This window comes from Bdellovibrio sp. HCB288 (assembly GCF_047305935.1).
GTDB lineage: Bacteria > Bdellovibrionota > Bdellovibrionia > Bdellovibrionales > Bdellovibrionaceae > Bdellovibrio.
On record NZ_CP178619.1, the window covers coordinates 3073566 to 3097687 of the forward strand.

At 46.2% G+C, this 24122-nt stretch carries 26 protein-coding genes and 1 tRNA gene; 18 read left to right on the forward strand and 9 right to left on the reverse strand.

Annotation, left to right across the window (positions count from 1 at the left end; genetic code table 11):
• Positions 1–15: 15 nt before the first annotated feature.
• Complete coding sequence (gene lysA / locus ACLVWR_RS15045; RefSeq protein ID WP_413581438.1) at positions 16–1191, forward strand: diaminopimelate decarboxylase; 1176 nt, start codon at positions 16–18, stop codon at positions 1189–1191.
• On the opposite strand, the gene murI is transcribed toward lysA, so the two are convergent.
• From murI to ACLVWR_RS15060, 3 genes are read right to left on the reverse strand one after another with little or no spacing between them, the layout of a single operon-like run.
• Positions 1188–1988: a glutamate racemase gene (gene murI, locus ACLVWR_RS15050; RefSeq protein WP_413581439.1), complete on the reverse strand. Its 801-nt coding sequence runs from the start codon at positions 1986–1988 to the stop codon at positions 1188–1190. The genes lysA and murI overlap by 4 nt on opposite strands.
• A complete protein-coding gene (locus ACLVWR_RS15055) occupies positions 1989–3035 on the reverse strand; it encodes a guanosine monophosphate reductase (RefSeq protein ID WP_413581440.1) in 1047 nt (348 codons plus the stop codon).
• On the reverse strand, positions 3019–3699 hold the full coding sequence (locus ACLVWR_RS15060; RefSeq protein ID WP_413581441.1) for a hypothetical protein: 681 nt from the start codon (positions 3697–3699) through the stop codon (positions 3019–3021). Before ACLVWR_RS15060 ends, ACLVWR_RS15055 begins: the two co-directional genes overlap by 17 nt.
• A 92-nt stretch (positions 3700–3791) precedes the next feature.
• Between ACLVWR_RS15060 and ACLVWR_RS15065 the strand changes: the two genes are divergently transcribed.
• On the forward strand, positions 3792–4676 hold the full coding sequence (locus ACLVWR_RS15065; RefSeq protein WP_413581442.1) for an NmrA family NAD(P)-binding protein: 885 nt from the start codon (positions 3792–3794) through the stop codon (positions 4674–4676).
• A gap of 16 nt (positions 4677–4692) precedes the next feature.
• Positions 4693–5244 (forward strand): HutD family protein, encoded by a 552-nt coding sequence (locus ACLVWR_RS15070; RefSeq protein ID WP_413581443.1) that lies wholly within the window; start codon positions 4693–4695, stop codon positions 5242–5244.
• Positions 5245–5280: 36 nt separating this feature from the next.
• Here ACLVWR_RS15070 and ACLVWR_RS15075 read toward each other — a convergent pair whose 3' ends face one another.
• The 3 genes from ACLVWR_RS15075 to ACLVWR_RS15085 are packed head-to-tail and all read right to left on the reverse strand — an operon-like array spanning position 5281 to position 8278.
• The gene (locus ACLVWR_RS15075) at positions 5281–5877 is read right to left on the reverse strand and encodes a redoxin domain-containing protein (RefSeq protein ID WP_413581444.1); all 597 of its coding nucleotides are present in this window, start codon (positions 5875–5877) and stop codon (positions 5281–5283) included.
• Positions 5874–7904 carry a protein-disulfide reductase DsbD family protein gene (locus ACLVWR_RS15080; RefSeq protein ID WP_413581445.1) on the reverse strand — a complete coding sequence of 677 codons (2031 nt, stop codon included), beginning with the start codon at positions 7902–7904 and terminating at the stop codon, positions 5874–5876. The genes ACLVWR_RS15075 and ACLVWR_RS15080 overlap by 4 nt, the downstream gene beginning before the upstream one ends.
• Positions 7889–8278 carry a hypothetical protein gene (locus tag ACLVWR_RS15085; protein ID WP_413581446.1) on the reverse strand — a complete coding sequence of 130 codons (390 nt, stop codon included), beginning with the start codon at positions 8276–8278 and terminating at the stop codon, positions 7889–7891. Before ACLVWR_RS15085 ends, ACLVWR_RS15080 begins: the two co-directional genes overlap by 16 nt.
• A gap of 122 nt (positions 8279–8400) precedes the next feature.
• Here ACLVWR_RS15085 and ACLVWR_RS15090 point away from each other — a divergent pair, with 122 nt between their 5' ends.
• Complete coding sequence (locus ACLVWR_RS15090; RefSeq protein ID WP_413581447.1) at positions 8401–9246, forward strand: hypothetical protein; 846 nt, start codon at positions 8401–8403, stop codon at positions 9244–9246.
• A 72-nt stretch (positions 9247–9318) separates the two neighbouring features.
• Here the strand turns inward: ACLVWR_RS15090 and ACLVWR_RS15095 are convergent.
• Positions 9319–9395 (reverse strand) — tRNA-Met (locus tag ACLVWR_RS15095).
• A gap of 143 nt (positions 9396–9538) precedes the next feature.
• Here ACLVWR_RS15095 and ACLVWR_RS15100 point away from each other — a divergent pair.
• Both ACLVWR_RS15100 and ACLVWR_RS15105 read left to right on the forward strand, forming a co-directional pair.
• Positions 9539–10474: a hypothetical protein gene (locus tag ACLVWR_RS15100; protein WP_413581448.1), complete on the forward strand. Its 936-nt coding sequence runs from the start codon at positions 9539–9541 to the stop codon at positions 10472–10474.
• Positions 10475–10508: 34 nt separating this feature from the next.
• Positions 10509–11360 (forward strand): SDR family oxidoreductase, encoded by an 852-nt coding sequence (locus tag ACLVWR_RS15105; protein WP_413581449.1) that lies wholly within the window; start codon positions 10509–10511, stop codon positions 11358–11360.
• Positions 11361–11378: 18 nt separating this feature from the next.
• Here the strand turns inward: ACLVWR_RS15105 and ACLVWR_RS15110 are convergent, their stop codons facing one another.
• Positions 11379–12422, reverse strand: coding sequence for a rhodanese-related sulfurtransferase (locus ACLVWR_RS15110; protein ID WP_413581450.1), 1044 nt, complete (start codon positions 12420–12422; stop codon positions 11379–11381).
• Positions 12423–12621: 199 nt separating this feature from the next.
• On the opposite strand from ACLVWR_RS15110, the gene ACLVWR_RS15115 reads away from it, so the two are divergent.
• The 12 genes from ACLVWR_RS15115 to ACLVWR_RS15170 all read left to right on the forward strand — a co-directional run bounded on the left by ACLVWR_RS15115 (position 12622) and on the right by ACLVWR_RS15170 (position 21644).
• Positions 12622–14226, forward strand: coding sequence for a peptide chain release factor 3 (locus ACLVWR_RS15115; protein ID WP_413581451.1), 1605 nt, complete (start codon positions 12622–12624; stop codon positions 14224–14226).
• Positions 14226–15116, forward strand: a complete 891-nt coding sequence (locus tag ACLVWR_RS15120) for an ABC transporter ATP-binding protein (RefSeq protein WP_413581452.1) — start codon at positions 14226–14228, stop codon at positions 15114–15116. The genes ACLVWR_RS15115 and ACLVWR_RS15120 overlap by 1 nt, the downstream gene beginning before the upstream one ends.
• Positions 15113–15889, forward strand: a complete 777-nt coding sequence (locus ACLVWR_RS15125; protein ID WP_413581453.1) for an ABC transporter permease — start codon at positions 15113–15115, stop codon at positions 15887–15889. The genes ACLVWR_RS15120 and ACLVWR_RS15125 overlap by 4 nt, the downstream gene beginning before the upstream one ends.
• A 95-nt stretch (positions 15890–15984) precedes the next feature.
• The gene (ffh, locus tag ACLVWR_RS15130; protein ID WP_413581454.1) at positions 15985–17316 is read left to right on the forward strand and encodes a signal recognition particle protein; all 1332 of its coding nucleotides are present in this window, start codon (positions 15985–15987) and stop codon (positions 17314–17316) included.
• A gap of 68 nt (positions 17317–17384) precedes the next feature.
• Positions 17385–17633 carry a 30S ribosomal protein S16 gene (rpsP, locus tag ACLVWR_RS15135; RefSeq protein ID WP_142700159.1) on the forward strand — a complete coding sequence of 83 codons (249 nt, stop codon included), beginning with the start codon at positions 17385–17387 and terminating at the stop codon, positions 17631–17633.
• Positions 17634–17696: 63 nt separating this feature from the next.
• A complete protein-coding gene (locus tag ACLVWR_RS15140; protein WP_061835721.1) occupies positions 17697–17936 on the forward strand; it encodes a KH domain-containing protein in 240 nt (79 codons plus the stop codon).
• 77 nt (positions 17937–18013) lie between these two features.
• Complete coding sequence (gene rimM, locus ACLVWR_RS15145; RefSeq protein ID WP_340597499.1) at positions 18014–18526, forward strand: ribosome maturation factor RimM; 513 nt, start codon at positions 18014–18016, stop codon at positions 18524–18526.
• Complete coding sequence (gene trmD / locus ACLVWR_RS15150; RefSeq protein ID WP_413581455.1) at positions 18526–19353, forward strand: tRNA (guanosine(37)-N1)-methyltransferase TrmD; 828 nt, start codon at positions 18526–18528, stop codon at positions 19351–19353. The genes rimM and trmD overlap by 1 nt, the downstream gene beginning before the upstream one ends.
• Positions 19346–19927 (forward strand): RNA methyltransferase, encoded by a 582-nt coding sequence (locus tag ACLVWR_RS15155; RefSeq protein ID WP_340597497.1) that lies wholly within the window; start codon positions 19346–19348, stop codon positions 19925–19927. Before trmD ends, ACLVWR_RS15155 begins: the two co-directional genes overlap by 8 nt.
• Positions 19928–19977: 50 nt before the next feature.
• On the forward strand, positions 19978–20409 hold the full coding sequence (gene rplS, locus ACLVWR_RS15160) for a 50S ribosomal protein L19 (RefSeq protein WP_413581456.1): 432 nt from the start codon (positions 19978–19980) through the stop codon (positions 20407–20409).
• A 163-nt stretch (positions 20410–20572) separates the two neighbouring features.
• Positions 20573–21301 (forward strand): ribonuclease HII, encoded by a 729-nt coding sequence (locus ACLVWR_RS15165; protein ID WP_413581457.1) that lies wholly within the window; start codon positions 20573–20575, stop codon positions 21299–21301.
• On the forward strand, positions 21186–21644 hold the full coding sequence (locus tag ACLVWR_RS15170; protein ID WP_413581458.1) for a YraN family protein: 459 nt from the start codon (positions 21186–21188) through the stop codon (positions 21642–21644). Before ACLVWR_RS15165 ends, ACLVWR_RS15170 begins: the two co-directional genes overlap by 116 nt.
• A gap of 15 nt (positions 21645–21659) precedes the next feature.
• On the opposite strand, the gene ACLVWR_RS15175 is transcribed toward ACLVWR_RS15170, so the two are convergent.
• Entirely contained in the window at positions 21660–24050 is a 2391-nt protein-coding gene (locus tag ACLVWR_RS15175) for an LPS-assembly protein LptD (RefSeq protein WP_413581459.1), read from the reverse strand.
• Between the last annotated feature and the right edge of the window lie 72 nt (positions 24051–24122).

The following is a 24122-nucleotide window of genomic DNA, read 5'->3' on the forward strand; positions in this document are numbered from 1 at the left end:
TAGCACGAGGTTTTTGTGGAATACATCAATAATGAGCTTCATTTTGGGCCGGATAAAAAGAACTTAATGTCTCTATGCGCGAATTACATTCGTCCCATCTATGTCTACGACCTCGAATTTATCCGCTCCCGCTTCAAGCAGATGGCGAAAGCTCTTGATGGGGTGCGTTTATACTTTGCAGTGAAAGCCAATCCAAACCCCCAGGTCCTGCAGTGCCTGAAGATGGCAGGGGCTGGTGCGGACGTTGTTTCCTTGGGAGAAATCAAAAGAGCACTTGAAAGTGGATTCTTGCCTGAGGATATCGTGTATTCCGGCGTGGGAAAAACACGTCATGAAATCACAGAGGCATTGAAGTTGGGTATTTTCCAGATCAATGTTGAGAGTCTGCCAGAGCTAGAGCGTATCGGTGAAATTGCCAAGGCCCTGGGTAAAAAAGCCTCTGTGGCATTGCGTTTGAATCCGGACGTCAGCATTCAAACGCATCCCTATATCGCAACGGGATTGCGGGATAATAAATTTGGTATGGAATTATCCTTGTTGCCGGATTTGTCATCCTGTTTGAAAAGACATGGTGATTCATTGGAATTGGTGGGAGTGAGTCTGCATCTGGGGTCGCAGATGTTGGAATTCTCCGGCTACCAAGAGGCTTTGATCAAACTTAAAAATGAATTTATCAAATTAAAAAAAGAGTTTCCGACATTGAAGAGATTTGATTTTGGCGGAGGTTTGGGAGTGGTTTATGAAAAACTGGATCTCGAGCTTGAGTCTCGACTCTTGAATGAATATGCCGGGATTACCAAGGGGATCTTGGGTGAGCTGAATTGTGAGTTGCAATCTGAGCCGGGTCGTTGGCTGGTGGCTCATGCCGGAGTCTTGTTGACTCAAGTGCAGTATATTAAGAAAACCTCTGTAAAAACATTCGTGATTGTGGATTCAGGAATGAATCATCTTATTCGTCCTTCATTGTATGAAGCCGAACATCGTATTTTACCTCTTAAGGAGGGTCAGAATAAAATCACTTGTGATGTGGTAGGCCCCATCTGTGAATCATCAGATTTCTTTTTGAAAGACTATCAAATGGCCGTGGTTCGCGAAGGGGATTTTCTGGTGGTCCTTGATACTGGTGCGTATGGTTACTCAATGGCAAGCACGTATAACTTGCAAGAGCTGCCGTTGGAAGTTTGTATCTAGACTAAATCCACAACTTTGAATTCATCAGCCTTGAGTGGTTTTAGAATCTTCAGGGCTACTTCTGTGAAATGCGCTGAAGAGTCCGTCGTCATTATATCAATCTTTTGATGATTGTTATTGCCGTTGCGACCAAGTCTATTTTTACTAAAATCTCTTTCAAGCCATCTGGCGATAGCTTCGCCAGAATCCACCAATTCGATCGATGAGCCCGTAACCCGCGCGATGGAGTTTTTCAAAAGTGGATAATGAGTGCAGCCCAATATCAACGTATCTATTGAGTGTTGCAGAATCTGACTGAGATAGCGAAATACAATCAAATTAGTCACGGGGTCGGAATCCCAACCTTCTTCCGCCAGTGGAACAAACAAAGGGCAGGCCTGGTCGATTACTGTCGCTGTCGGCTCCAGATCCATAATTTTATGGGAGTATGCTTTGCTGTTGATCGTCGCCCGAGTACCCAAGACACCGATGCGCTTACTTTGACTGACCTCCAGAGCGCGTTGAGCTCCGGGTCCAATGACATTGTAAATTGGAAGTCCTTCAAGTTCCGGTTCGGGAACCTGTGTGGAAGCGGTATTGCAGGCGATGACGATGGCTTTAACATCCTGTTTTTTTAGGAACTGGATGTTTTGCTCAGAGTACTTGCGGATTGTGTGCGCGGATTTTGAACCATAGGGAAGGCGTGCCGTATCGCCCAGGTAGAGAAAACTCTCATGGGGAAACTGCATGGCAAGTTCTTTGAGAACCGTTAAGCCACCGATGCCTGAATCAAATACCCCTATGGGTCTGGAATCCATTTACTTTACTCCGTGTGCGCGAGACTCAGAGATACCACTAGAAGACATTTCCATAAAGTGGGCTTTGTCTTTTATCTCTGCAATGCTGGTTGCATTAATGTAGCTCATGCCGGAGCGGATGCCACCAGTGACTTCGTGAATGACGTCTTTCACGTGTCCTTTGACATTCACCTGGGTGGATTCGCCTTCTGGAGCCATTCCCTCAGGAACACCGCCGCGCCAAGAATCTTGAGCAGAGCGTGAAGCCATACCGCGATATTGTTTCTTGCCGTTTTTGATTTCCCCCGGAGTTTCAATTGTGCCCGAGAGCATGCTACCAAGCATAACTGTGCTGGCACCAGCAGCGAAGGCTTTTACCATATCGCCTGAAGTGCGAATGCCGCCGTCGGCAATGACCGGCACACCGTGAGCTTCCGCAATTTCCGAACAAAGAGCAATGGCTGTAAGTTGCGGCACGCCACACCCGGTGATGATACGAGTTGTGCACATGGAGCCTGGACCGATTCCCACTTTGATGGCGTCAGCGCCGGCTTCGATCAAATCGCGAGCGGCATCTGGAGTTGCCATATTTCCGGCAATCAAATCCACATTCGGATACTGATCTTTTAACCACTTCATGGTTTCCATCATTTGCACAGAGTGGCCGTGAGCAATATCGATCGTGATGATATTAACTCCGGCATCCACCAGGGCTTTAGAGCGGGATTTAAATTCCTCACCAACGCCAACACTGGCAGAGATAAGTTTTACACCGGCTTCTTTTAAGCGGCGTGCTTGGGAGGCCTGTTCTTCTGTGGTGATAAAGCGGTGAAGAATTCCCATGCCACCAAGGTTGTGCATGGCTAGTGCCATGTCGAATTCGGTCACCATGTCCATGTTGGCGCTGATAATAGGCGTTTCCATGGAAAAGTTGCGTGTTACTTTCGTCGTCAAATTTGGATCGCGACGAGAGCGAACATCCGAACGCGCCGGAATAATAAGTACGTCATCAAAAGTCAGACCTTTTCCGCGGTGTTTTACTTCTTTCCAATTAAACATGAGATTCATGTCTTTTTACCTCGTCTTGAAAAACATTAAACAAAAGCTGTGTTGAAATAATCAGTAAATATGTATCCAGTAAGTTCAATACCAGGCTTGGCACTGGTGTTTTCCAGAGCAAACGGTAGGAGTCAAAGAGACTGGTCAGTATCAAGGGGATAAACAGGTGAAATAGAATCAGAATTCCTGTTATTTTGAACCAGTGTTTACGAAAAACACGGGCCGATGCTTGAAGGGCATCGATTTTTCCTTCGTCGTAGCGTTGGGATCCGGTCACCACGAATGGCACCATGCTGTACTCTAGAAACTTCCAAATTCCTGGCAGGATAAATAGCAATCCCCACAAAAGAGTTTTGCCCCAGGTTCGAAGAGTCTCAATAAATACTTGATTGATGTATCTGGCGTAAAAATCAGACAGGCTGGTAGCCACCTGTTTGTACCGCATGGAGTACAAAGCCGTTGTGATTAAAAGTATCGGGAACAGGATGCTGCTGATAATTGATAGAAACCCAAACCAGTAGACTTGAGGCGTGGCTCCAAGCGGGTTTCTTAAAGCTGTTTCAACCTGTTGATTGAGGAATTGATCGATGTTGCTGGACAACACCAAAAGGACAAACAATGGAAAGGCGACTCTTTTAAAAACCGTCAGGTTCTCGGCAAAAAATTTCACCACACAACTAAATCGAGAAACCAGAGGGGAGTCAAGCGTACCTTTGTTAATATACACCTGTAAAAGGCAGAGCCAAAGTCAGATACTGGTGATCTATGAAAGAGCGAATTTTAATCACCGGGGCTACAGGTAAAATGGGGCGGGAGTTGGTGAGGCGACTTGATGGCAGGCAGGCTCGATTTGTTGCTGCAAGTCATGACGCTTCTGTTTTTGATCCTGAAGTACGGCATAGGCAGGTCGATCTGGGAGTGCGCAGTCTGGTCGAAGAGGTCATGAAGGAGACTGATATCCTTTTTCTGAATCTGCCGATCTCTGAGTCCATGCTGGTTTATGCTCAAAATGCGATCATCGCCGCAAAGAACTCTGCGGTGCGGTTTGTGGTTTTTAATTCAATTCTGGGAGCCGACGCTGATTCCCAGTTTCTTCTTCATCGTATGTATGGCCAGATTGAGGAGATGGTGCGGGACAGTCGATTGCCATTGGCAGTTATTCGTCCCAACCATTTTATGCAGAGCTTTGTTTCAAGGCATGCTGACTCCATTCGTCAAGGAGCTTTGTTTTTACCTGAGGGGGAGTCGAAAAGTTCCTACGTGGACGTGCGCGATGTCGTGGATGTAGCTCTGAAAGTGGTTGAGAATCCCTGGCTTTACGAAAATCGGGTGATCAATCTGACGGGTCCTGAGGCATTGAGCCTTGAGGAGATATTAGGGAAAGTATCGAAAGTCGCAGGTTATCAGGTCCGCTACGTGCCAGTGACTGAAGAGGCTGCGAAGCATGGCCTGTTGCGCGATGGACATAGTGTTTGGATGGCTGAGGCATTTCTAAGTACTCACAGAGCTGCCCGGGAGGGAATGACCGCGTGGATTCATCCGTGCAATCACGAAGTTCGCGGGGTGGCGCCGAGAAACTTTGATGGTTTTTGCAGTGAAATGGGGACGTCATTGTTTCATCCATATTCTTTGCGCCAGGCGAGTCTCTAGAATAGACTCAATCTCCATGATCACTTTATTGAAACAATCATCATATAAAACGATGCCGTGGAAGAATGGCAAGGGGCTGACTGCGCAAATAGCCATCGGTCCCGAAGGGGCCACGTTTCCGGATGATTTTTTTTGGCGAATCAGTTCAGCTCAAGTAAACGGAGATGATCCGTTCTCAAACTTTCCTGGTTGTGATCGAAAGCTCGTTATCACTCAAGGCACGGGTTTGACCTTGAAGGGCAAAGATTTACACCCGCTGGATGTCCTGGAATTTTCGGGTGAAGAAGTCATTCACGCGAAGCTTATTGAAGGGCCCGTAGTTGACTTAGGAATCATTTATCGAAGAGATCGCATTCAGGCCGAGATGAAAGTATTAAACCTGCACGAGATATCGACGCTGAACTTTGAAGGTGGAAGACATTTTATATTTTGCCTCAGGGGCAGGCTTCAGGTGCATGAACATCTGGTGCATGCCGGAGATTGTATAATGATTCAAAGTCTATCAACGCTTGAGTTGGCTGGTTTGAATCACAGCTCCTATGTTTTGATTTCAGTTAACGAAAAGTAACTCCTCTGCCAAAAATGTCAGAGGAGTTTGGTGATACTAGTATTTTACGCTGCAGCCATAAGGCTTGCTGGTTTCCTTGGCGATTTTTTCGCCCTTCATTGCACTGTTCGTTGCCGCTAGAATATAATTTTGAGCGGTGGCGATGGTTTTCTTGTCAGAGGAATCATCGCTATCAATGGCTCCTGCATAACGAAGTGTGCCTTGAGGATCAATCAGGTACATGTGCGGAGTGGTTTTCGCTCCGTAGGCTTTTCCCATGGTTCCACTTTCATCAATTAAGATCGCGGAAGCTTTGGAGCCTTCCTTTGTTCCGTTGGTGATGGTTTCTCCGGGCGTCATATAACCTTGTTTGCCTTTTGCGGAGGAAACAACCGTTAACCAAACAGCACCTTTGCCAGTTAGTTCGCTTTGGATCTTTTGCATGTTGCCACTGTCGTAGTGTTTACGAACATAGGGGCAATCTTTGTTGTACCACTCAAGGATCACGTATTTGCCTTTATAGTCCTTAAGGTTTTGTGGTTTCCCTTGCGCATCGGTTACGGAAAACTCAGGCGCTGGAGAGCCAATTTTTGCATCGGCGAAAGCGAAGCTTGAAATTAAAGTTGTCGCAAGAACAAGTAACGTCTTTTTCATGGTGATTTCTCCTGATTGGTGAAGAGGTTTTGAATAAGTGACTTGGTTAGTATTTCCGGTAGAATCTGAGGCTCTTTGCTGCCTTTCGAATAATAGACATAAAGTGGCAATGAATTTCTACCAAAGCGTGCAAGGGCCTTGGTTATCTCGGGATCTCGGTCTGTCCAGTCGGCCTTGTAGAGTTTGACTTTGTTATCACTGAAAAGATTTTGAATATCAGTTGTGTTTAAGACCAGTTTTTTATTCACCTGACAGGTGATGCACCACGCGGCTGTAAAGTCGATAAAAATGGCATTGCCGGATTTAAGTTCCGAGTTAATGCTGGTTTCGTTGAAGGTATTCCACGAATCTGAAGGCGTGGCTGTCGTAGTGCTCTTAGTAGAAGAAGACTCCGGTAGAAAATAAAGAGCCGCCAAGGACAATACAAATCCAATTGCCAGAATGATTTGTTTCAATCTTTCATTTCTGATTTGTCTTGAGCACCAGATCCATAGCCCAATACACAGAAATAAAATCAAAACAAACAGGACGCCGGTCATTTCGATTTGCTGGGCAAGCACCCACAAAAGCCAAATGACTGTGGCGAAAAGGGGGAAGGCCAGAAACTCCTTGAATTTTTCCATCCAGGCGCCGGGCTTGGGTAAAATGCGCAGTGCTTGCGGGAAGTAGGCCAAAGCTAAAAATGGCAGGGCCATTCCCAAACCCAATCCGGCAAAGACCGCCAGTGTGTGCAGTGGTGGCAATGTCAACGAAGCGCCAATCGCCGCACCCATGAAGGGAGCAGTGCAAGGGGTGGCAACCACAGTTGCAAGCACTCCAGTCAGGAAGGATCCCCAGTGAGTGTTCTTGGTTTTGCGGGATCCCAGATAGGTCAATGACTGTCCGATTTCAAAAGTGCCCAGGAAATTGAATCCCAACCAAAAAAACAAAGTGGCAATGCCTGCGGCAATGGCCGGAGACTGCAGTTGAAAGCCCCATCCCAGTTGTTCACCGCTGGAGCGCAGAAACAAAAGTACGCCGCCCAGAAAAATGAAGGAAGCGATAACCCCTGCGCTATAAAACCATCCGGAGATGCGCAATTGATGGCGACTCTTTTCAGGTCCCAGAAAGCTTAGAACTTTAATTGAGAGGACGGGGAATACACAGGGCATGATGTTTAAAATTAGACCGCCTAATAATGCCCAGAAAAGTATTTTTGCAAGTGCAGGACTTGGTGAGGGTGATAAAGCAATCTCAAATGCAACGCGGTCCCCTGAGGTTGTGGCGATGGATACCAAAAATGGCGATCCGCTGAAATCCGTTTTCGAGGTGTCCTGAAGTGCGTGAGTGAATCTGTATCCAGAGTCGGTCATTTCCATGTGCGGGCTCTGGGTTTTGAAGTTTTCTCCGTCGAGGGGAAAGACTTCCATGGTTTTGATATTGGCACTTAAGTCGTTGGAAAGATAAAGCTGCGTCTGTAAATCATCAGACTGCTGACTTAGGATGTCCCATTTGGTGCCTGTCGGTACTTTTTCCGGATAAAGAAACTTTGTGAATAATGGCGATTCCTTGGTCGTCGTGGCTTGGTGTGGCAAGTTCAGTTCCAGATCTGTAAAATATGGAATGCATTCAATTTTGCAGATTAAAAATTCAAGTTTAACCTGAGCATTGATTTGTTGAGGTGCCTCTGCGGAGAGCAGGAACTTGTACAGCGTTTCCTTGCTATATCCAAAATTGATCATTCCCTCAAGGGGGTATCTTTGAGGAACTGGCCAGAGTTCTTCTTTGATACTTCCGTTGGTGATGTTCCACTTCCACTTGGGGGCGGCGCCGGAGTCACCGGAGTTTTTCCAGTAAATGTGCCAGTCGTCTTTGATGTTGAAGTGGAGTCCTAGCGCTACATCTTCCTCTGTATTCCAGCTGGGGCGGCTTGACAGGAGTTCAACTTTTCCTTGAGGAAAAGTGAATGAAGAGGGGGCCGCCATGGCCCAGCTTGAAATCAGCAATGTCAGCGTGAAAACGAAAAAACCCATTACTGCAGTTTGCACGCGCCGGGAATCTCTTTGGAGATGCCAGACATCTTAGGATTTATAAGTTTTGACTTTATACTTCCTTCAGCAGAGGGCGTATTCACAATCATAAAGATTTCGTTCTGTGGGTTGTCTTTGAATAAGACGACGTTGAACATTTCCCCTGGATTTTTATCAAGAGGTGTCACTGGAGCACTTTGCGTGGGTGTGTGAAACATGGTGATTGTCGCTGTTTCAGCAGGTGTACCATCGTCGGCCACTTCAATTCGCACGGTGCCGGCCGGGGCGCCGAAGAACGAATATTCACAGTGCATTAAGGATGCTGAAGCGAATGTTGGAGTCATCAATGAAATAAGTAAAAGTGTTTTCATGCTTAAAAGGCTAGCAGCCATAGGATTGTGCTGTAAACAGAAATCACCATCTTGCTAGCTGAAAGCTGAATGACAAGAAGTAAGCAACTGTTTGTCAATTTGTGACCTCTGTGACATGAATTCGCCTCTCGATGGAGGCTTGCATGCGTATCGCAAAATCTGTAATTTTATTTTCCCTAACAGCTCTGTTTTGCACTCAAGGAATGGCTTCCTATAATGTGCAGGATGTGGGTGTAATCGGTTTGATGTCTCACGATGTTTTCTCATGGGATCACAAGAAAGAAGTGAACTTGGAAAATGGCCGTCTTGATTTGAGTACCATTTTTGAATACGAAAATGGTCGCAGATGGTATTTGGGTGGGAATCCTAAGAATTCTGAAAATGCAGCGGTATACACTGTGGCTATGAAGCTTGTGAATACCTACACAGCACTTATGAAGCAAGGGGCCACCCCTCTTCAGGCCAGAAGACAAACAGTCCAGGTTTTCCATGAGATGATCCGTGAATTTTATGAAAGAGCGTTGCAGGAGAAATTTCCTGAAACTGCGCTCAAAGAGCTTCCTACCAATTTGGAACAAGCCGCAATCAGAGGTTTTCATGACCTTCTTCCGGGAAAAATCAAACTCTACGATCGCAATTTCCGCAGCGAGCTTAAGTTGACGAGTGTATTAACGGCAAAGACCGTACTGAATGAGCGAGAGCTGGCGCAGGAGTTGAAACCGTTTGATGGGGACTATGATTCTGAATACAAAGCCATCAAAATCCCTTTCACCAGTGTGGTTTTGAATTTGAAAGAGATTGATAGAAAGTTTATCGAAAAGTTCAGTCACTTCAAGCAGGCTGACATGCTGGCTCAGTTGGCCAAAGTGGGTTCTGGTGAAATGACAGTGCATCAACTTTCATTCGCTCCACCAGTGCGTGATCTTTTCCGAAAAGCGATGTGCGGTGAGGGCAATGCTTATATGTCACAGGATATGGTTTGCGAATAGTTAGCAGGGGTCTTCTTTAAAAAAGGACCCCTAAAATGGAAAAAGCCCCAAGGTTTACCTTGAGGCTTTTATTGGTTGCGGGGGCAGGATTTGAACCTACGGCCTTCGGGTTATGAGCCCGACGAGCTACCAGACTGCTCCACCCCGCGACAGTGACAAGTGAATGTCTGAGAAGACAGTTGTAGGCGCATATGTACTCAGGGTCAATGATTCATTTATGTTATTTTCGTATGGCTATGTGTATCATTGCCTCTTATTTGCTCACCCACATTCATTGTGTTCTAGTTGAGGCATGAATAGTAAAAAACTTCTTAAAGTATTAGCGATTGGTGCGGGCTCTGTAGTTGTGGTTTTTGGAATTCTTGGAGTGTGGTTGTTATCCATGCTGCCAGGTCCTTCGAAAATGAAAGAGGCAGTTCATTCTTCGATTTCAAAAATTGAACGTAAGAATGATGGCAGTTCACCAAATTCTGAAAATTCACCTCATGTTTCTGAAGTGGATGATGTGCAAACCAAGCAAGAAATTGCGCCAAGTGGTGATGCAGCTCCTTCTCAGACTGCCGGGAAAAGCAAGATGAACATGGATGTGGTCTTCAATGATTTTGCCAATCCAGAGGTTCCCTTGGCGAGCGCCTGCCAAGAGCTGTCGAAAGCTGGAGAAAGCGGATTTTTTCCAAAGAACACAGATCGCACAGCTGTGAAATTTATGGATAATATTGTCAGCTCACAAAAAGACCCGGTTTTGGAATCCGTTGCTCCCATTATGCGCTGGGCACTTCGTGTCCCAGGAATCAGTGATGTGGTTCAAATGGTCAAGGACTCCAACGGGGACGATAGTTTAGTGCAAAAAGCGGAGCTGTATAGACAGTTGTATCGTGCCGCCAACTACTTCCAGAATCACTCAGAGGAAGCAAATCAAGTTATTCAAAAATCCTACAACTTGCATATGCTAAGTAAAGCCGTTGCCCTGAAGCCTCAGTTGGCTTCTGACAGTTCGACTCTTTCATTTTGTGAGCAGATTCAAGGCAGTTTGCTAAGTAATCAAAAACTCAATGTTGAAGAGCAAGTTCAAGAAATGCAGAAATTCCTGCAAGATGCAGGTATTGACGAAAAAGCAATTGGATTTGATGCGAACTATCGGGCGAAGATGCAGATGGATCTTGGAAAAGGACATCTTTCAATCACGGATTCCTGGTTGGAGGATCTGTTTAAAAAAGGTCTGATGTAAATAGGAAGCATGGATTCACACCAAGGGGAGAGTCTTGAAGCAAGTTATCGTCACCGGAGCATCCACAGGTATAGGTTTTGACCTGACACGCACACTTTGTGAAAAAGGTTATATCGTCTGGGCTTGTGTTCGCAAACCCGAGTCGTTGGATCGACTGCTGATCGACTATAATGAACGTCTGCGTGTGATAAAAATGGACGTCACCAATAAGCACGACATCGAAAAAGCTTTAAGAACAGTTCGCACCGAAATGAATCCAAAGTGGCCACTGGTATTGGTTAATAATGCGGGCATCGCCAGTGGTGGACCGATTGAGGGGTTGGATACAGAGGAATGGCGCAGAATATTTGAAGTGAATCTGTTTGGCATGGTGGAGATGACAAAAACCTTCCTGCCGCTCATCCGGGAAACCAAAGGTCGTATCGTCAACATGGGTTCTATCAGCGGACGGGTGGCCGCGCCGTTCATGGGACCTTATACAACTTCAAAGTTTGCTGTGAAGGCATTCACTGATTCATTACGGCGCGAAGTGAGCTCTTTAGGTGTGAAGGTTTCCCTGATTGAGGCCGGTCCCATTCGGACCGAGATCTGGTCGAAGTCCATCGACAAAACAGATCAAATGATGGAAACCTGTCCCCGGGAATTGCAAAGCGTGTATGGCGGTATGATGTCATTAATTCGCGAAGGTGTGCTGGAGGCGGCTCAGGAAGCTGTTCCAGTCAGTGTCGCAACAGTGGCGATCATGCATGCTATTGAAAGCCATATACCCAAGGTTAATTATCTGGTCGGGAAGCGAATTAAGTTGCAGGCGAATTTGCTGAAATTTATGTCGACGCGAATGATCGATCGGGTGATTCGGAAAAGTCTGCGCTTTCACCGAAGTTAAAGCGCAGACATAAAATATCTATTTTTTTAGGGAGACAGTTTCAGCTTCACCCTTGTCATTCAATTGAACAACTTTGGTTTTGCTAACACGAATCGTAGGGATGTCTGTTATACCCTCGGCCTTCATTTTTTCAATATTAAAAGGCACAATTTGTTTGCGGGCTTTTTTGCCCGGGTGAAGTTTCAGTCCATGGGCGCAATTTCTGGAGCAAGTGTCTTTTTTAAACTCAAGCTCGATACAGTTTACGCAAACCATTCCCGGAGAGTCGCAGCGCAGGCAATCAATTTTGATTTCAGACGGCTGACCACAATGTGGGCACAATCCGTATTTCTGTGAAGGAGCCAGGTTTTGATCCACGGCCACGCGGTGGTCAAATACGAAGCATTCGCCTTCGTATTGATCATTTGGATACTCGTTCAAATAGTTCAGAATGCCGCCTTCCAATTGGAAAACGTTGTTGAAGCCTTTGTCTTGAAGTTCCAGAATGCCCTTTTCGCAACGAATTCCACCAGTACAGAAGATCAGCATTTTTTTATCTTTGGAAATACCCTGGGATTCAATGTACTGAGGGAAATCCGTGAACTTCTCAATGTTTGGATTTAAAGCCCCTTTGAAAGTCCCGATTTTGTACTCGTACCAATTGCGCGTGTCGATCATGACATAATCGGATTCTTCCTTCATCACCTTGTTCCACTCAGAAGGTGACAAGTGGTGATTGATGCCTTCAGACGGTTGCATATCCGGAATGCCGGTGGTCACGATCTCTTCGCGGATTTTTACTTTAAATCGGCGGAACGGTGCTTTATCCGAATAAGAGTCTTTGTAGAATTGAGTGGGTTTTTGGAAGTAGTCGCGAACGAACTGTTTCCAGGCTTCGAAGGATTCTTCTGTGACGGCCGCGATCGTGGAGTTATAACCTTCAGTTCCTAAAATGATCAGACCCTTGACGTCGAGCTGTTCAGCTTTTGCCTCTAGATCTAATTTAACTTGTTCGGGATTTTCGATTTTTTGGAAGCTGTAAAAAGTCGTAACATAATGCTTCAGGGCATTTTCGGTCGTCATATGATCACCTTCAGTTGTCCCAATCCGGCTCCAAACCAGGGGGAGTTGTTAGTTCGAAAGGGTTATAATGCCCACGGGGGCTTGTGCGCAAGGATGAAAAAGACAGCGGGCGTTAATTCCACCCCGGTGGGGGATTCCCTTGCCCCGTCGGAGAGGATCGAATAAAACGATTTTTTATAGCAAATCTAAAGGTTTAAGTATGTTAGCAACACCTGCAATTCAAAAAGAAATTCTTCGCCGTCGCACCTTTGCGATCATCTCGCATCCCGATGCTGGTAAAACCACCCTGACCGAAAAACTTCTGTATCACGGTGGTGTGATCCATGAAACGGGCGAGGTGAAGGGGAAATCTGGTTCCAAGGCCGTGACATCGGACTGGATGGAACTTGAACGCCAAAAAGGGATCTCGATCACGTCATCGGTGATGACGTTTGATTACAATGATCTGCGCGTGAATCTTTTGGATACTCCCGGGCATAAAGACTTCTCGGAGGATACGTACCGCGTTTTGATGGCCGTGGATTCTGCGGCGATGTTGATCGACGTTGCCAAGGGCGTGGAAGAGCGTACCAAAAAACTATATGAAGTCTGCCGCCTTCGTAAAATCCCTATTTTTACTTTCGTAAATAAGCTGGATCGTGAAGGTAAAGATCCTCTGACTTTGATCGATGAAGTTGAAAAGACCCTGAACATGCAATGCTATCCGGTGACTTGGCCTTTGGGTATCGGTCAGCGTTTCCGCGGTATCTACAATCGTTTGACTCAGGAAATCTGGATTTACGATCAGCGCCGTGAGGAAGTGGAAGACTACCAAAAAATTCCATTCGTTAAAGGCAAAGACGATCAGATCCTTTACAACTACCTGGACAAAGAATCTGCCGATCAGGTGTTGGAAGAACTGGATTTGATTGAAGGCGCTTTGCCGCCCTTTGATGTGAATGAATTCCTGTCAGGACAAATCTCTCCGGTGACTTTTGGTTCTGCCAAACAGAACTTCGGGGTGGATACATTCCTGCAGTTCTTTACGAAATACGCACCGGGGCCTCAGCCTCGTATCACCAAAGACGATCAGAAGATGGATCCCTTGGATGCGAAATTCACCGGCTTTGTATTTAAAATTCAAGCCAACATGGACCGTCGTCACCGCGACCGTATTGCTTTCATCCGCATCTGCTCTGGAAAATTTGAGCGTGGCATGAAAGTTCAGCATTCCCGTTTGGAACGTGAGTTGCGTCTGGCGTACTCATCGCAATTCGTTGCAGCTGATAAAGAGACGGTTGATGAAGCCTATGCGGGTGACATCGTGGGTGTCGGCGATACGGGGAACTTTGCCATCGGCGATTGCGTTTCATCATCCGGTAAAATTCAATTCGAGGATATTCCGAAGTTTGCACCAGAGTTGTTTGGTCGCTTAAGCGTTCGTGATGCTTTGAAACGTCAAAAACTACAAGAAGCTCTTCGTCACCTTTCCGAGGAAGGTGCCATCCAGTTGTTTATCGAACCACACATTGGACCACAAGACCCGATTATTGGGGCTGTCGGTGAACTTCAATTCGAAGTTTTGTTGCACAGACTTCAGGACGAATACAATTTGGAAGTGAAATTGAATCGTCTGCCTTATGGTGTGTGCCGTTGGCCAACATTGGATGGTAAACCAGTCACCAGCCTTAAAGGTGGTGCGAACATGGCTCAGGATTTGAATGGCAATCCGGTGGTTCTGGTAAATCAGGAATGGGATCTGAACTGGTTGAAACGTGAAAACCAGGACGTGGAATTCCAGACCAGCATCTCAAGAGCGCGCTAATGTTGCCTCTTAAGATCACGGACCTTAGAAAAAAATATCCTGGCGGCCAAGAGGCCGTTAAAGGTGTTAGCTTTGACGTGAAGCCCGGGGAGATCTTTGGGCTGCTGGGACCAAATGGTGCTGGTAAAACCACGATCATTTCAACGATCACAACTTTAGAAGAACCATCGAGTGGTTCGGTCGAGGTTTTTGGTCAGGATGTGAATCAAAATCCACGCTTTACCAAGCAGCAACTGGGTGTGGTTCATCAGGAAGTGATTACTTCGGGGTTTTTCAGCGTCGATGAAATTTTGAATTTTCAATCCGGTTATTACGGAATCAGTAAAAACCAGGACCGTATAGATTTTCTGTTACATAAGCTTTCCCTATATGAACATCGCCACAAGAAAGTGAAGCAGCTTTCCGGTGGTATGAAACGTCGTCTGATGATTGCCAAAGCCCTGGTGCACACACCACGATTGCTTTTGCTGGATGAGCCGACGGCCGGTGTGGATATTGGTTTGCGAGAGACTTTATGGCAGTTCGTCCAAGAATTGCGTAAAGAGGGCATGTCGATCCTATTGACCACGCATTACCTCGAAGAAGCTGAACAGCTTTGTGATCGCATTGGAATTATCAATCTGGGCAGTCTTGAAGCTTTGGGTGAAACCAAAGAGCTTGTACGTAAATACACACAAAAGAAAATCCGCCTGACGTTGTCAGAACCCTTTGCCTTTAAAACAGAATATTTGTTTTTTCAGGAAGGGAATGAATTCATGTTTGTCGTTCCTCCGGGAAAACAAATGGGTGAATTCCTGAATGAGACCGGAGTTCCGGTCAATCTGATCAAGGACGTGAAAATCGAGGAAGGCAATCTGGAAGAGGCCTTTATGAAGGTGGTGAGCAAATGATGACTCCGTTTTTTGCTCTGTTTCGCAGAGAAATTGCCCGCTTTCTTAAGGTGATCGTACAAACGATTGTGACGCCTTTCGTTTCGTCATTTTTGTATCTGTTGATTTTCGGGGTTTCCCTTGGGGCTACGATGCCGACTCATCAGGGTGTGAAATATCTTTCGTTTTTGATCCCAGGATTGATGATGATGGGTTTGATGAATAATGCCTTTCAGAATTCATCCTCTTCGATCGTTTCATCCAAGTTTTCCGGTGACTTGGAGGATCTGCGTGTCGCGCCGATCAGCAATCAGGAAATCATCTGGGCGATGAGTCTGGCGGCTCTGGTTCGCGGCTTTATCGTGGCCTTGATCACATACATCGTGGGTACTGTGTTTTCATGGTATCAACAAGGCGAAGTGCTTTACATCGCTCATCCGATTTACACCTTGTACTTCATAGTGGTTGCAGGATTGATTTTTGCGCTTCTGGGGATTTCGGTGGCTTTTTGGGCAACAACATTTGATCAGTTGTCGGCATTTTCAGCGTTCATTTTATTGCCGCTGACTTATTTGGGCGGGGTGTTTCTAAGCATCGATCATCTGCATCCATTCTGGCAGATGCTTTCAAAACTGAATCCGTTGCTATATCTGATCAATGGTCTGCGCTACGGTGTGATTGGTGTGAGTGACGTGGGAATGGAAGTGGCCGTGCCGGTCTCGTTTTTGGGTTTTGTGATTTTTTATGGACTGGCAAACTTCAGCTTAAAACGCGGATCTTTCCAGCGTTGGTAGTCTGGTTTTGACAGGTTGACGCCTATCGTTAGGCGGAAATCTTGGTGATTGCCGGGCGAATGAGTTAATTAAATTCGATTATTCGGAGATTTACGATGTTTGAGAATTTATCAGATAAAATTATGGCTTCCTTAAAGAAGGTTCGTGGTCAAAGTAAGATCACGGAGTCCAATATCGAGGACGTCATTAAGGAAATTCGCTTAAGCTTTCTTGAGGCCGACGTAAATTTTAAAGTCGTTAAAAATTTCATCGACCGAGTTAAAGCCAAAGCACTGGGTGCGGATGTTCTACAGAATGTAAATCCTGGCCAGCAGTTTGTTAAGATTGTTCACGATGAACTGGTGCAGACTTTGGGTGGCGGAGCTGTTGATATCAATGTTCGTGAAAACCCGAGCGTGATTTTTATGGTGGGTTTGCAAGGGGCGGGTAAAACCACGTCCTCCGCAAAACTTGCACTTTATATTCGTCAGAAGCTGGGTAAAAAACCAGGTTTGATTCCTGCCGACATCTACCGTCCTGCGGCGATTGATCAGCTTCAGACTTTGGGTAAGCAAAATAATATCCCGACGTTCCCAACACCGATTGGAATGAAGCCGGAAGAAATTCTGGAAAAATCCAAACAATGGGCCCGCGACAACATGGTCGACGTGGTGATCGTCGATACTGCGGGTCGTCTGCAAGTGGATGATGAGTTGATGGGCGAGTTGGGTCGCTTAAAAGAAATCTGGGCGCCCCAAGAGATCTTGTTGGTGGCTGACGCCATGTTGGGACAGCAGTCCGTGAATGTGGCTGAGGGCTTCCACAAGCGCTTAAACTTGACGGGCCTGGTGCTGACCAAGGTGGACGGGGATGCGCGCGGTGGTGCGGCTCTGTCTATTCGTGAAGTCACGGGGATCCCAATTAAATTTCTGGGGGTCGGTGAGAAGGTTAACGCCCTTGAAGTATTCCATCCGGACCGTCTTGCGGGTCGTATCCTGGATATGGGTGACGTTCTTTCTTTGGTGGAAAAAGCCGCTGAAGTGATTGATGAGAAAGCCGCTCGTGATTCTGCCAAGAAGATCATGAAGAATGAATTTACCCTGGATGATTTCCTGGGGCAGATTCAGCAGCTTAAAAAGATGGGTGGATTTGAGAGCATCTTGAAATTTTTACCGGGTATGGGCGAGATTTCAAAACAGCTTAAGAATATGACTCCGCCGGACAACGAGATTAAGAAAATCGAGGCGATCATTCGTTCGATGACTATCCAAGAACGTAATAATCATAAGATTCTTAATGCATCGCGTCGCACGCGCATCGCAAATGGAAGCGGTACCCAGGTTTCCGACGTAAACAAGCTGATAAAGCAGTTTGAGGACGCTAAAAAGATGATGAGCGGGATGATGAAAATGGGAATGGGTCGTGGTGGGATGAAGTTCCCATTTTAAGGCTTGATATTTTAAATTAAACACAGTACACACTTGAGCTTACTGTTTCGAACAAGAGGTTTAGAAAAATGGCAGTTGTAATTCGTTTGGCTCGTATGGGCGCTAAGCATGATCCTAAATACCGCATCACTGTTGCGGATTCTCGTCGTTATGTGACTGGTAAATTCCTTGAAATCCTTGGTGTTTACAATCCAACTCCACGCGGTAACGATAAAAAGGTCGAGCTTGATCTAGCAAAAGTAGAAGCTTGGATCAAAAAAGGTGCTCAACCTACTGACCGTGTAAAACACGTTATTAAGTTGGCCCAAGGTAAATAAATAGTTGGCATCTGAGTGATATGCGATAAAATATCACTTAGATAACTGCTGTTGGGGGTAATAATGGATAGCTTGAAAGACCTCGTTGAATTCATGGCGAAGTCCCTTGTTGATAAGCCTGATAATGTTGAAGTGGATGAAATTCCAGGTCAGCAAACGACTCTACTTGCTCTAAAAGTAGACAAAGAAGATCTTGGTAAGGTTATCGGTAAACAAGGTAAAACTGCGGCAGCAATGAGAACAATCATTCGCGCAGCTGGTACTAAACTGAATAAACGCTATCACTTGGATATCGTTGAATAGTATTCAGAAAAATTAAATTTTCGATTCTTAGGGAAGGGGTTGTGTTACACAACCCCTTTCTGTTTCTTGAGGTACTTATGAAATTGGTTGGTAAAGTCAGAGAAGCGCACGGCTTAAAGGGCGACCTTTATGTGCTTATTTTCTCAGGAGAGATCTCCTGGGCAAAACGTATGAAGAAATTCACTCTGCAAGGTAAAGATGGTTCCACTTCAGAATTCACTGTAGAGCGCACTAAGCCCTTCAAAAAAGGTCTTATTGTTAAAGCTGCAGAGATCGCGGATCGCACGGCTGCTGAAGGCGTTGAGCACATGGAGTTTTTGATTGATGAGGACTTGCTGGTTTCAAAACCGGGCGAGACGATCTATTTGAACGAAATCAAAAACTTCAAATTGAAAGACACTGAACAAAAAACACTGGGCGAAATCGTGGGCTTTTCAAGCAACGGCGTGCAGGATCTTTTGGTTGTTGAAGCGAATGGCAAGAAAGTTGAGATTCCCTTCGTGGATGCTTTCATCAAGAAAATCGACTTCAAACACCAAGCCGTGGTGATGGATTTACCAGAGGGCTTGTTCGATCTAGAGAACAACTAATGCTCAAAATTGATGTGATCACTCTATTTCCTGAGATGATTCAGAATGCCGTATCTTACGGCGTTCTGGGGCAGGCTCTGAAGAGTGATCGCCTTGAGGTTCAAGCTCACACACCTCGTGAGTTTGCGACCGATCGCCACAAGACTGTGGATGATCGTCCTTTCGGTGGCGGTGATGGTATGATTATGCTGGCCGAGACCCTGGAAAAAACAATCCACAAAGTGAAACATAAGAATTCAAAGGTTGTTTATCTTTCTCCGCAAGGGGATGTGCTGACTGATGAAAAAGCCAGGGCATTGGCGAATGAAGAACATCTGGTTCTGATTTGCGGTCGTTATGGCGGGATTGATCAGCGTATCATCAACTCTCATGTCGATGAAGAAATCTCCATTGGGGATTACGTATTATCCGGCGGAGAGTTGGGGGCCTTGGTGGTTGTCGATGCACTATCGCGTTTTATCCCAGGCGTGCTGGGGCATAACGAAAGCGCTGACAAGGATAGTTTCTCTTCGGGATTGTTGGAGCACCCGAATTTCACTCGCCCGCGCGAGTTCAATGGTGCAGAAGTGCCGGAGATTTTGCTGGGTGGAAATCACAAATTAATCGGGGAGTGGAAAGACAAGGTTTCTGCCTTGGTCACTCTCGCGAAAAGACCGGATCTTTTTCAGGCGCATCTTGAAAAAGAAAATGAAAAGTACCGTGGTCTGAAAAAGAAAAAGACCGAAGCTCCCCTGAAGGAGCTTAAAAAATTTTGGATGAATATGTCCGAGCGGGAGCGCCAGACCCTGGGGCTTCACGAGCTCGGTGAGGAAGATTTCAATGGCTGAAAATTCAATCTATGTTCCACGTCTGGCGATTGGCCTGGTTCACTATCCCGTGCGGGATCGTCAGAATAAAACAGTGGCCACCAACATCACGAATTTCGATATCCATGATATTGCGAGAGCGGCTCAGACTTTTGGGGTGGAAAAATATTACATTATCCATCCGATGAAAGAGCAGTTGATGTTTGTGGATCGCGTATTGGATCACTGGCGCACGGGGCAGGGGTCAGCATACAACCCGATGAGAAAAACGGCCCTGGGCTCGGTTAAAGCCATTGAGAGTGTCGAAAAGGCCCTGGAGGACTGGAATACTCCCGAGACATTGTTAATTTCGACTTCAGCGCGGGACGAGGGTTTGAAAAAGTACTCGTTTAGCGAGCTGCGTCATGAAATGCACGTAGAAAAAAAGCCCGTATTCATGTTATTTGGTACAGGCAACGGCATGACAACAGAGCTTCTAAGATCCTGCTCCGGAGTATTAGAAAGCATTCGGGGAGCACCCCCGCAAGATTACCGCCATCTTTCTGTAAGATCGGCAGTAAGTATCTGTCTTGACCGCGTAATGGGTCCATGGTAGACCCTTGTTTTACTTTTTGTGAAAATTTGATTGGCATAAGGGACTAAGCAATGGCTAAAGCTGTAAAAAAGACTGTAAAAAAGACTGTAAAAGCAAAATCTGAAGTTAAAGAAACTAACCTGGTTCGCCGTGTAAGCGTTAAGGCTGCTAACAAAAGCATCCAAGCTTTCGACTCTGGTGACACAGTTAACGTATACGTAAAAGTAAAAGAGGGCGAAAAAGAACGCGTTCAGCTTTACAAAGGTATCGTAACTAAAATCCAAGGTTCTGGCGCTGCGAAGTCTTTCACAGTTCGTAAAATCTCTGCAGGTGTTGGCGTAGAAAGAACTTTCCCGTTCAACTCTCCAGCATTGGACAAAGTTGAATTGGTAAACATCGGTAAAGTTCGTCGTTCTAAACTTTACTTCCTTCGCAACCTTTCTGGTAAAGCTGCGAAAATCGAATCTGAGTTGGTAACTGCATCTTCTGCAGCTGCTGAGTAGTCTTAGATTCCCGAAATTTCTGTAAATGAAATTTTCCAAAGACCTGGTTCTGACGAGCCAGGTCTTTTTCTTTTTTCCAGTGACCACTGGAATCTCCTCTGTCTAAAATCACCGGACTCGACATCAAGTTAAGGCAATTACAATAACGGCGGTTACGGCAGGCATGGCAAAAACAAAAAAGAAAAAACCAACAGGCAAAATCACGAAGTACGCAGCGGTGGAGAAATCATCCCGTGCGGGCAAGTCGTTGACTGTGGTTAAGGCCAAGAAGTCTGCAAAACCGAAAAAAGAATTGGATTTGCCTAAAGTGGAGTGGCAGGAATTTTTGCCAACTCCGATCATTGGTGTGGATGAAGTGGGGCGTGGATGCCTTGCGGGGCCAGTGTATGCGGCTGCCGTGATTTTTGAATCCGCAGATTTGCAAGATCTGGTCACGGACTCAAAACTTCTGTCCGAGGAGCGTCGCGAGGAACTTGCGACGTTGATTAAGCAAAAACATAAAGTTGGTATTGGCTCTGCAAGCGTTGAGGAGATCGACGAGTTAAATATCCTGCAGGCCTCTCTTCTTGCTATGAAGCGCGCAATTGAAGCCCTGGGTGTCAGTGGTGGACATGTTCTGGTGGATGGGAATCAAAAGATTCCAAATCTTAAGGGATATCAACAGACCACTGTAATCAAGGGGGATCTGCGTGTGGCGCCGATTTCGGCGGCATCAATTGTGGCCAAGGTAACTCGCGATAACTTGATGAAAAAGTTAGGAGCGAAATACCCACTCTATGGCTTCGAAGGTCACAAAGGTTACTCAACCCCAGTCCACAAGCAATCCATCGTCGAGCACGGACCATGCGCAGAACATCGCAAGTCCTTCGCTGGCGTCAAAGAGTACGTCTGATAAGAAAATCTATTGGGCGCACAAACGAGGCATCCAATCGGAAGAGTTCGTTTCCAAGTATTATATCAATCGAAATTATCAGCTATTAAAACAGCGAGTGAAAACTCCCTATGCGGAGATTGATTTGCTGTTTCGTTCTCCCAGTCGGGAAAAACTTTTGATGGTGGAAGTAAAGACGGCAAACCAGGCGACGTTTTATAATGCGCGAATATCTCCGCGGCAAAAATTTCGTCTTATGGGAGCGGCAGTTTTCCTTGCAGCCCGATTCAACTGTCAGGTCGAAGTGCACTGGGCCTTTGTGACCCGGTTTGGGGAAATCACAATAATAGACGACGTAACATAACTGTTGAGTGGAAAATTAGAATCCGAATTGATCCAGAGCTTCTGGTGGAATTGGCGGTTTAATAACTCCGTCGAAGTTGAATTCAAAGTTCAGGCGCAAGTTGGTGTCACCACCGGTCACCTGATCTTGAATGAAAGTGATCATCCAGCAGTCGCCAGGGGGTTTGAATTGCGCGATATAGGCCCAGGATTTTGGATTTCGAACTCCGGAATTCTGAGTGTTGGCATCGTAAACGAATCGGCCCATCAGGTTCACATAGCGGGAAATAAACCCTGCAGAGAGTGTCCAATCCTCAGTGCGCCCGGATTCATCAACAGGCTTCCCGGGAGCGATCTTATATTGTTGGGTCAGCGCAACTTGTGCGAACTGACCTCGGTCATTGAGTACACGCACACGCGAAGAGGCGTTGGTTACTCCGTGATAAGGGTAGTAATTGAAGATCGAGTAAGTTTGGAAGCGTGGTAAGCGAACATCAAGAATGGCACTCAGATCCGACCAAGGTTCCGCTTGGGATTTGTTGTTCTGAGTTCCGTCGTAAGACTGCGCAAGTTTTAGATAGCCAATTTGCTGATATTCGGGACGATCGCCCACCCAGGCTTTGCGGATAAGTTTATTCGTCAAAGCAAGAGTCACCAGATTGCGATCGTAAACCCGGTCAGTGTAGTCAAACTGCAAACCATAGTCAGAACCCAAATCCAGATCTGAAATAGAATCCGTGGATGTGTAAGGGGCGTCATTCGTCTGTCCCTGACCATAAAACGGATGGGAAGCCTGATCGATCCAGGGAATATTGGTGTAGGAAACCTCTGGGATGATTTCGTGCTTTAAACGTGTTGCCCTGGCATCGATGCGATCACCATAGATGCGGCTGAAATCCATCCGTCCCGTAAGCTCCGTGCGGGCGTAGCGACGCACGAAATACCTTTCATCACCAACTTCGAAATTGTAGTGAGTTTCGCGGTAGCTGATTCGGGGGAGTACATCCACGCCGTCGGTGACTTTAATCGGATAAGAAAGAGTAGGAAGGAAATCCAGACGTTGCCCGGTACGGATCAAATCTGTTGAAGGGTCGTAGCCGTCATAGACCTTGTAGCAACCCGGTTTGTCGGACCAATTCGGATCCTGACCGCAGGAGGTTCTGATGATACGGACTTTATTTCCGTTGGTAGGATCTGTGTAGTATTCCATGTCATCAAATGCCTGACCAGCTCTGGCAAAGTTCACGTAATCCAGATTCAAAGTATAGACGAAGTTTGTGTCGCCGATATTTTTTTCCACTTGAGACCAGCGGATCTCAGGCGCACGGTGAACAGCGTCCTCATTGTTGGAAAGAGGATTCGATTGCAAAAGATTATAGTAATAAGATGTATCCACCATGAAGAGCGTGTCTTTGGTGTTTTTAGTTAATGACATACGGCTTTCCATGGCCGAGTCACCATAGTTCATGGTCTCCAGAGGGAAGTCCTTCGGATACTGCAGGTCGCTTGCCAGGTTGACTGTCGAGCGATGAATGTAACCGCCGGGCATGTCATAGTAGTGATCGTATTTTACATACCAACGTTCCAGTGGTTCGTTGGTGTCGCTCGCGGGTCTAAAGCGATTCAAAAGTTCATCCGTACCAAAGGAGCGATCGTACAAAGATGCTGAAGAGAACGTGCCTTTGCTGTTTTCATTTAAGGCATAGCGATATTCCAGCATCCCTTTGAGGCCACGCTTTTCGTAGTTTTTCACAGTGATCGTCGCATCTGTACTGCGCGAAATAGCCCAGAAGTAAGGTATGTAGGCTGTGAAGCCCCCCTTGTCTGACAGTTCGAAACCCGGAGTCAATACGCCTGATTGGCGATCGCTCTTCAGTGGCACGACAAGATAGGGAAACCAAAACACTGGAACATCAGAAATTCTTAGAATGGCATTTTTAATGTAAGCATAACCACCCATCTCGGCGCGAACGGTTGAGCCTGAAAAACTCCAGGAAGCGGGGCAGTTGGTACAGGTCGTGTAATCGGCATTGTTGACGATGAATTCTTCGGGGCCGGTTTTTTCCAGGACACTTCCCGAAAAGGCCACAGGACCTGATGAAACATAACCATCATAAATTATCCCGGTACTGTTTTCGTAATCCAGTTTGACGTGGGAGCCGGCAATGGTGTTTTTCATGTCGCTGATTTCGACATTGCCATAAAGCTCAGCTCGGTGTGTGCGCAGGTGAACGGTGGCTTTATCTGCCTTGATGTGCTGTCCCTGATAGACGATTTGAACATTGCCTTCCAGTTCAACGGTCTCTTTTTCATTATCACGGAACATGCTGTCAGCATTGAGCATTATGCCCTGAATTTTTGCTGCAGGTGTTTCTACGGACTGAGCCGCAGAATACGTCGCGAAGGACAGGAATAATGATAAGAACAAGATGACCGAGCTAAGTTGCACCCAACTATGGTAGGGAGTCTTTGGCCCTTTGTCGAGCCTGAAATTTGGACT